This window comes from Nonomuraea sp. H19, assembly GCF_052068215.1.
GTDB lineage: Bacteria > Actinomycetota > Actinomycetes > Streptosporangiales > Streptosporangiaceae > Nonomuraea.
Genome location: NZ_JBQHCV010000081.1, coordinates 1 through 7131 on the forward strand (window position 1 = coordinate 1; position 7131 = coordinate 7131).

Genomic DNA, 7131 nt, shown 5'->3' on the forward strand with positions numbered 1-7131 from the left:
GAGCGGCTGAACGGGCCGGGCTGGGGGAGGCCGGCATCCGGCCGCACAGCCTGCGCGCCGGTGGCGCGACCGGCGCCTACCTCGGTGGCGCGGACCCATTGGTGATCGGCCGTCACGGTCGTTGGCGCGACGGATCTCGCACCGTGCTGGGCTACATCCGCGGTATCGACCGATGGGCGCACAACCCCATGAACGGCACCGGCCTGTAGCGCCGCCGTTTTTGGACGGGGGTTTCTGGACGGTATCGGTGCTGGTCGCTACGGTGTCCAGAAAGGTAAACGTTTCTGGACGCCGCCGGAGGTGGCCTTGATGACCGTCTGGGCGTACGCGAGAGTCTCGACCCAATGATCAGAATCCGCAGCTCCAGCTCGACGCCCTGGCGGCCAGCGGCTACGACGAGCTGGTGATGGAGAAGGAGTCCGGCAAGCGCGGGGTCGCCCGGCCCGAGTGGGAGGTGCTGCTGTCACGCCCGCAGGCCGGAGACACCCTCAAGTTCTGGAAGTCCGATCGGTGGGGCCGCTCGGCCGGGCACGTGCTGACCACAGTCAACGAGCTGCGCGAGCGCGGCGTGAAGGTCGTGTCCCTGACCGAGAACTTCGATCTGGACAGCAAGGAGGGCCGGTTCATGTTCGCGGTCCTGGCCGCGGCCGCGGAGTACGAACTGGAGCTGCGCGCCGAGCGGCAGGCCGAGGGCATCGCCGCCGCCAAACGCCGCGAAGCCACCGGCGCCATGCTGCCCGGCAAGAAGAAGACCGGCCGGCCGCGCGCTATCGGCCCCGCTGAACTGGCCACGCTGCGCCGCCTGGTCGACGACGGGGTCAGCGTCACCGAGGCCGCCCGCACCTTGAAGATCGGCCGCTCCACCGCCTACGAGGCCCTGGGGGACGCGTACACCCCGGAGTCCTCACCGTAAGCGAACCGAGACCTTCAGATTCCTCTCAAGGGCTTCGTCGGCCGCCGATCAGCGGAAACAGTGTTCATGATCCACTCAAGGTGGGTTTTGGGCTTATGTGGGCTGACCCCCAACAGGCCCTAGCAGACCCGCGGCCCCGGACGAAACGCCCGGGGCCTACCGGTAGCAGGTGTTATCTTTGGTGACTCTCAGTCGTACGCCAAGTACTTCAAGTAGCGTGAGCGGCTACTTGACGCACAGTATCTGGGGGTCCGTACGGCATATTGGGCAGGTCAGGCGCGGTCGAGCGGCACTACCGGGCTGAACGAGCGGTGGCCGCCGATGAGTCGGTGTCGTGGCGCCGAGATCCTGACGGTCATGCTCGACGCCCCGGGAATCTACTTAAGCGCGGCCCTACGGTCTAGGGCTTGCCGCCGCGCAGCAGGGTCTCAATGCCGACCTCAAGATTGCTCTTGGCCATGAAGGTCTCGATGGTGGCGCCGGCGAGCTGGTGGGCGATGGCCAGCGCGGCGTTGGTCTCGCTGGTGATCTGCTCGACCAGCGCCTGGCAGCACTCGACCCCGCGCCGCTGGTCCGCGGTCAGGCCGGGCTGGCGCCCAGCGGCGGCCCTGCCCGGCGCACAACTCGTTGACGGCGGTGGTCTGGGTGAACACCGTCTTCACCCGCGCCACCGTGGCGTCGTCTAGTACGTACGGCCAGGCCGCGTTCCAAATGTGGCCTTCTGCTCGGCCACCATCGCGATGCCGCCGGCGATGTGGTCGGTGGGGACGGCGAGCAGGCCCGGCTGAACGGTCAAAGGTCGAGGGCGACCAGATCGTCCGGGGTGAGCTCGATAGCGGCCGCGTTCAGGTTCTCTTCCAGGTGGGCGAGCGACCCTGTGCCGGGCGTGGGCAGGATGACCGGCGAACGGTGGAGCAGCCACGCCAGCGCCACCTGCGCGGGAGTGGCCCCGTGGCGCCGGGCGACCTCCGGCAGGTCGGACCGGGCCAGCGCGCCGTTGCCCAGCGGGAACCATGGCAAGAATGCGAGCCCTCGCTCCTGGCACATCTCCAGCACTGGCGTGGACTCGCGATCCAGCAGGTTGAAGCGGTTCTGCACCGAGGAGATCGGTGTGATTTCCAGGGCCCGTTCCAGTTCCTGCGCGGTGACCGTGTCGAGCCCGATGTGCCGGATCTTGCCCTCGGCCCGCAGTTCGGCCAGCGTGCCGAGTTGGTCGGCCAGCGGCACGTCCGGGTCGATCCGGTGGAGTTGGTAGAGGTCGATGGTCTCGGTCTTGAGCCGGCGCAGGCTCGCCTCGCACATGACGCGCAGCCGCTCTGGCCGTCCGTCGATGTGCCAGAGGTTGGGCCCGGTACGGACGACGCCGCCCTTCGTCGCCACCACCAGATCGTCCGGGTACGGGTGCAGCGCCTGCGCCACCAGCTCTTCTGCGATGTCCGGGCCGTAGTTGTCGGCCGTGTCGATGAGCGTCACTCCGCGTTCCACGGCGCGACGCAGCACGGTCACGGCCTCTTCGGGCTCCAGACGTGGTCCCCAGTAGCCGAGCCCGGTCAGCATCCCGGTGCCGTACCCCAGCCGCCGCACCCGCAGCTCACCCGCGATGTCGAAACTCTGACTGATCAATGGGGGTCGTCCTCTCAATAGCTGTGGTCGGCGGTGACCTCGGCGGAGGCCGACACCGCCCGTTCGGCCCTGCCGCCGCCCAGCCCGAGCAGGATCATGGACAGCGTGTCGACGATGGTGAGGTGGGCGAGACGGCTGGCCACCGCCTCCATCCCGAAGACGAGGTCCTGCCCGCCGCCGAGGAGCACCCACGTGCTCTCCTCCGTCAGCGGCGAGTCGGCGTAGCTGGTGATCGTCACGACCTTCGCCCCAGCGGCACGGGCGCGGCGGGCGGTCTCGACGGTGGTGCGGGTGGCCCCGCTGTGGCTGATCGCCAGGCAGACGGACCGCTGTGGCAGCAGCTCGGCGGCCAGGTGTGCGGTGAGCGGGTCGGGCGGCAGGTCCACCGGCAGGCCCAGGGCTCGCAGCCGGTAGGCGGCGTCGACGGCGATCGCGCCGGACAGGCCGGTGGCCGCCATCAGCACCCGATCGGCCCCGCTGAGCGCTTCGGCGGCGGAGCGCAGGTCGGTGCGCGAGAGCGTGGCAGGGAGCCCGCCGAGCGCTTCCTGCGCCGCCCGGACGGTGGCGGTCAGCGGGTCGAGCTCGTCTCGTGGCTCCGGCGGCGCCTCACGGGCGGCAGCGATCTTCAGCTCCTGGTAACCGCCGAACCCCAGCCTCCGGCACGACCGCACGACGGTGGACGCCGACGTGCCGGCCAGCCTGGCCACGTCGCTGACGCTCAGGTGGACGAGCTGGGCGCCCTGGTCAAGCACCACGTGCGCGACCCGCGCCTCGGCGTCGTGCAGCCCGGAGAGTCTCGCCCGCACGGTCGCACCGAGAGAATTCTGTTTCATCCATGGACAATATCAAGGAATCAAATTCCGTCTCTTGGTAGGGTCGCGGCCGTGGCCGATACGACCGCTGCCGATCTGGACCAGTTAGAACATGACCTTGTCGAACTGCTGACCGCTGCCGGGTTCCCTCACGCGGACGAGAACGTCAGCGGCTTCTCCTTGACCCGTGACACCCGATCAATCCATGTGGGCTGGTGCCTCTTTGAGGCCATGCTCATCGGCCTCGACACAGACCACCCGATGGCACGCTTCGAGCTCGACGTGGTGAACGCCACGCTCAAGGCGTTCGCTGACATCCTCGCCATGGCCGGCTACACGGTCACCCTCAGCCTGCCCGACAACGACGAGGATCGGGATCTGCAGCTCAAAGTTATCGCCGGCCCCAGCCGCTCCGGCTGACTGCTTTAGTTCATGATCAGGCCCAGCGGAGGCGACGCGAGATGGCGGCGAACATCGGCGAGCGTCGCGCAGCTCGGTGATGCTGACCCAGGCACGTAGTCGACGTCACCGGTCGTCTCGAAGTGCGCCTGCGCCTGCGAAGCGAGGCGGATCTTCTCCGCCACCGCTGATGGCGCGCCATAGCCGTTGTCACGGGGCAGAGGGACGCGGGTGTTCGGCGGTTCCGTCGGTGGCACAACGCCCGCGCATTCGCGGGCTCGGGATCCCCTCTGAAACCGAACCCGCCCCGACACCTGCATACCAGTAGTCGCCTGATCGCTACAGAGGGAATCGCTGCTGACGGCCGCCTCGATGATCAACCGGAGCTGCAGACGTGAGCGGACTACTTGCGTTACGTGCCTTAACGACCTTCAAGCCGTTGACCAGCTACTTCGCTTGAGGACCCCAGATAACGATCGGCGTTGTTCTCTGAGGAAATAGTCCCCGTACCCCGTCAACCCGCGAACCGGGCGGGAGGGGCGCAACGGGCGACCTGAAGGGCGTAAGAAGAGGCCTCGACCGCCGGCGCGTCGTACGTGAGCGGTGGCCGTCCCGATGGCCTTCACCGCCATCGCCAGCCTCGCGTTCGACGCAACATGCTGTGAAGCTCAATCAACGTGCCACATGTGAAGGAAAAGATCATTTCTCGGTGACCTGCGAGAACAGGGCAACAATCAAGATAACGATGGGCACCGCCACCAGAAATCCATGAGGGCCTGGCAGGGACGAATCCGAGGATCAGAAAATTGGCAGCCCCACCCGGCCCGCAGACTGATCTCCCATGCGCGACGGCCTTCGTCACGCCTCGGAGCGCACGCACGAGCCCTTGGTGGAGTGTTCCGAGTTCATGCGAACCTTCGCGGTCCCGGGGCCCACCGCTGCCCGGCCTCACGCCGGGCGCTGAGGAAGGCGGCCATCCGCTCTTCGTCGAGTTGGTCGGCCCATGGCTGGTCAGCCGGGCAAGCTCCCGTCTGATCGCGATGATCAGACGGGAGCTCGTCGACTTCAGTCCAGCCGCCTCATGAACGGTCCGCACTGAAGGTCAGCCTCGGAGGGAGACCTTGCCGCTGGGCCAGCCATCGATCCGGATGTAGAAGGGCAGACGACGGTGCCTGAAGTAGCGCACTGTCGCATTTAGCCCAATGTTCATATAGCGGGGACGGCCGGGGTACGCGCCTGCGCCGTTGTTCCAGTGACCGCACCAGCTGATGTCGACCTCGGCCAGGCTGTTGTCGGAGTAGTTGCAGTCCACCCAGCTCACGTAGATGGCTTTGCCGTTGTACTTAAACGACCCGGCCACGGACGCCTTGGCGACACCGCACTTCCAACCCCGGCCGCCGCCCCACACCGGCTTGCCAGAGGACCAGCAGGAGGTCGCCTTGACGCTGCGGTACTTCCAGGCGCCCGCTGCGGCGAGCTGCTTGCCGTCGACCACCATGGGACCTTCACCTTCCTCTGCGGGGCCGACCGTCAGTTCGGTGCCGGTGACGCAGTTGTCGCCGAGGCTGGTATCGGCCGCCTCACTGGCGTCCTTGCAGGCATCGGCGGTGGCCTCGGTGACGTTGGTCAGGTATGTTCCGCCGTTCTCACCCATGACGTCGTCGTCGGGTTCGACCTCGGGAACCAGCTGCGTGTAGGAGTACACATCCACCGACACCGTGGTGGTGGCGGATCCGGCGTTGCGGATAATTACCTTGCCGTCAGTGCCAAGCTTGGCGAAGGTGAACCCGCTCATCTGGTTGCCCGCTTGATAGTTCACGATCTGGCCGCCGGGGTTAGTCGCGTCGGCCGGATACACCTGGAGCGCGCCCGCACCTGAGGCGCTCTTAGTCGTGAGGTTGATGCCGACGCCGTCAGCGTCGATGGGGACGCCGCCGACTTCTCGCAGTGCCAGCGTATGCTCGCCGCCTGCCGCGATCGAGACATCGCTGGCCACCCGCGCAGGCTGCACCGCGTTCAATGCCAAGTGCTCGGGAACCGTGCCCGCCGTGGCGAAGTAGCCGGTGACCTCGACCCACACGTTGGTGGCGCCCATGCTCAGGTTGTGGACGTTGATCTTGCCGTCGGTGCCGACCTTGGCAATGACGGAGTTCTGGAGCTTGCGGTTGGGGACGTAGTCGATCGTGGCGTCGAGCGGGAAACCGTCGCCTGCGGGATAGACCCGCAGGGTGCCGCTGTCCCTGGGGCTGAGTGTGGAGACGTTCAGTGCGACCGCGTCGACGTACTCTTCCGGCACGCCGGCCTGGCCCAGGGGCTGGAGCTCGTAGTTGCCGCCGGCGGCGACCGGCTGGTTGTCCAGGATCACAGCGGGGTTGAGCGGCACATACGTGCTGCCCTTGGTGACCGAGGGCTGCTCCTCGGCCAGAGTGTAGCCGTGGACGTCCAGGTAGAACTTGACTGGCTGGTCGCTCAGGTTGTGGACGTTGATCTTGCCATCGGCGCCGACCATGGCCGTCACCATGTTGGGCAGATAGAAGGCCGCGTTGTAACTGAGCGCGGTCGTGTTCGGCTCGGGTGTCCCGGTGGGGTAGATCTTCAGTGAGCCGTTATTGAACCAGTCGCCCTTGGCGCTGACGTTGACCGCCACAGACGCCAGGTCGGTAGCGGGCAGACCATTGACACCGGCGACCTGCACTGCTGTCGTGGCGTTCGCTCCGACCTTGACGTCGTTTGCCAGCCGGACGCGGGCTGTGTGGAACTGGCCGGACTTTTCGAGGTTGAGCGGTGCCGGGTCGGTAGCGGCTTCTGCATGTGCAGGGGCGGCTGAGACGCCGAGGGCCGGCGGTGCTCCACCGAGGATCAGGACAGTGGAGAGTGTCGTGACGAGGGATAATAAGCGGGTCGATCGTGTCATGGCTGTTCTCCTTCTGGCCTCGGGATCTTTAGCATCGCCATGAATCTGCGCAGCTTGATGGAAGGCCCGAGACCTGCGGTTGCCTGTGGGGACGAGCGAACGGTGATGCTGATTGGTGCGGCGGCCGAAGCCGCCGCCGCCGATGTTGGCGTCCGGGCGCTACAGGACGCGCTCCAAAGCCGCGCCCGCGCTGCCGCGGGCCTCCTCGAAAAGGAGCCCGAGGTTCCTGTGCCACCAGGATCGTGGCGCCCGAATTGTTCGGCACCCCTGATCAGATGGGCAAACAATGCTTCTCGGAGGGTCGGAAGCTGGCGGCCTTCGCCGCCTGGCCGCCGCCAACCTGGACCCGGCCGAGGATCGGTCGACGTCGAGCAGAAGGAAGCGCTCGACGAGGGCGCCGGTCGCGCCACCGGCGCGCAGGCTGTGCGGCCGGATGCCGGCCTCCCCCAGCCCGGCCCGTTCAGCCGCTC

The 7131-nt window shown here is 67.1% G+C and carries 6 protein-coding genes and 2 pseudogenes; 5 read left to right on the plus strand and 3 right to left on the minus strand.

Annotated elements, in window-relative coordinates; all coding sequences use genetic code 11:
- From ACTMTI_RS56260 to ACTMTI_RS56275, 4 genes and pseudogenes are all read left to right on the plus strand, one after another.
- A pseudogene (locus ACTMTI_RS56260) lies at window positions 1–209 on the plus strand (tyrosine-type recombinase/integrase); the annotation flags it as partial.
- 137 nt (window positions 210–346) lie between these two features.
- Window positions 347–706 (plus strand): annotated as a pseudogene (locus tag ACTMTI_RS56265) (recombinase family protein); the annotation flags it as partial.
- A gap of 24 nt (window positions 707–730) precedes the next feature.
- Entirely contained in the window at window positions 731–913 is a 183-nt protein-coding gene (locus ACTMTI_RS56270; RefSeq protein WP_441129306.1) for a helix-turn-helix domain-containing protein, read from the plus strand.
- Between the two features lie 458 nt (window positions 914–1371).
- Entirely contained in the window at window positions 1372–1599 is a 228-nt protein-coding gene (locus tag ACTMTI_RS56275; RefSeq protein ID WP_441129301.1) for a hypothetical protein, read from the plus strand.
- 106 nt (window positions 1600–1705) lie between these two features.
- Here the strand turns inward: ACTMTI_RS56275 and ACTMTI_RS56280 are convergent, their stop codons facing one another.
- Both ACTMTI_RS56280 and ACTMTI_RS56285 read right to left on the minus strand, forming a co-directional pair.
- A complete protein-coding gene (locus tag ACTMTI_RS56280; protein ID WP_441129302.1) occupies window positions 1706–2536 on the minus strand; it encodes an aldo/keto reductase in 831 nt (276 codons plus the stop codon).
- A 14-nt stretch (window positions 2537–2550) separates the two neighbouring features.
- Window positions 2551–3369: a MurR/RpiR family transcriptional regulator gene (locus ACTMTI_RS56285; protein WP_441129303.1), complete on the minus strand. Its 819-nt coding sequence runs from the start codon at window positions 3367–3369 to the stop codon at window positions 2551–2553.
- A gap of 51 nt (window positions 3370–3420) precedes the next feature.
- On the opposite strand from ACTMTI_RS56285, the gene ACTMTI_RS56290 reads away from it, so the two are divergent.
- The gene (locus tag ACTMTI_RS56290; protein ID WP_441129304.1) at window positions 3421–3768 is read left to right on the plus strand and encodes a hypothetical protein; all 348 of its coding nucleotides are present in this window, start codon (window positions 3421–3423) and stop codon (window positions 3766–3768) included.
- 1081 nt (window positions 3769–4849) lie between these two features.
- On the opposite strand, the gene ACTMTI_RS56295 is transcribed toward ACTMTI_RS56290, so the two are convergent.
- Entirely contained in the window at window positions 4850–6661 is a 1812-nt protein-coding gene (locus ACTMTI_RS56295; protein ID WP_441129305.1) for a hypothetical protein, read from the minus strand.
- Window positions 6662–7131 lie beyond the last annotated feature (470 nt).

Coding starts and splice junctions, on each gene's coding strand:
- ACTMTI_RS56270 (WP_441129306.1), top strand. CDS start 731: ATGCTGCCCGGCAAGAAGAAGACCGGCCGGCCGCGCGCTATCGGCCCC.
- ACTMTI_RS56275 (WP_441129301.1), top strand. CDS start 1,372: ATGAAGGTCTCGATGGTGGCGCCGGCGAGCTGGTGGGCGATGGCCAGC.
- ACTMTI_RS56285 (WP_441129303.1), bottom strand. CDS start 3,369: ATGAAACAGAATTCTCTCGGTGCGACCGTGCGGGCGAGACTCTCCGGG.
- ACTMTI_RS56295 (WP_441129305.1), bottom strand. CDS start 6,661: ATGACACGATCGACCCGCTTATTATCCCTCGTCACGACACTCTCCACT.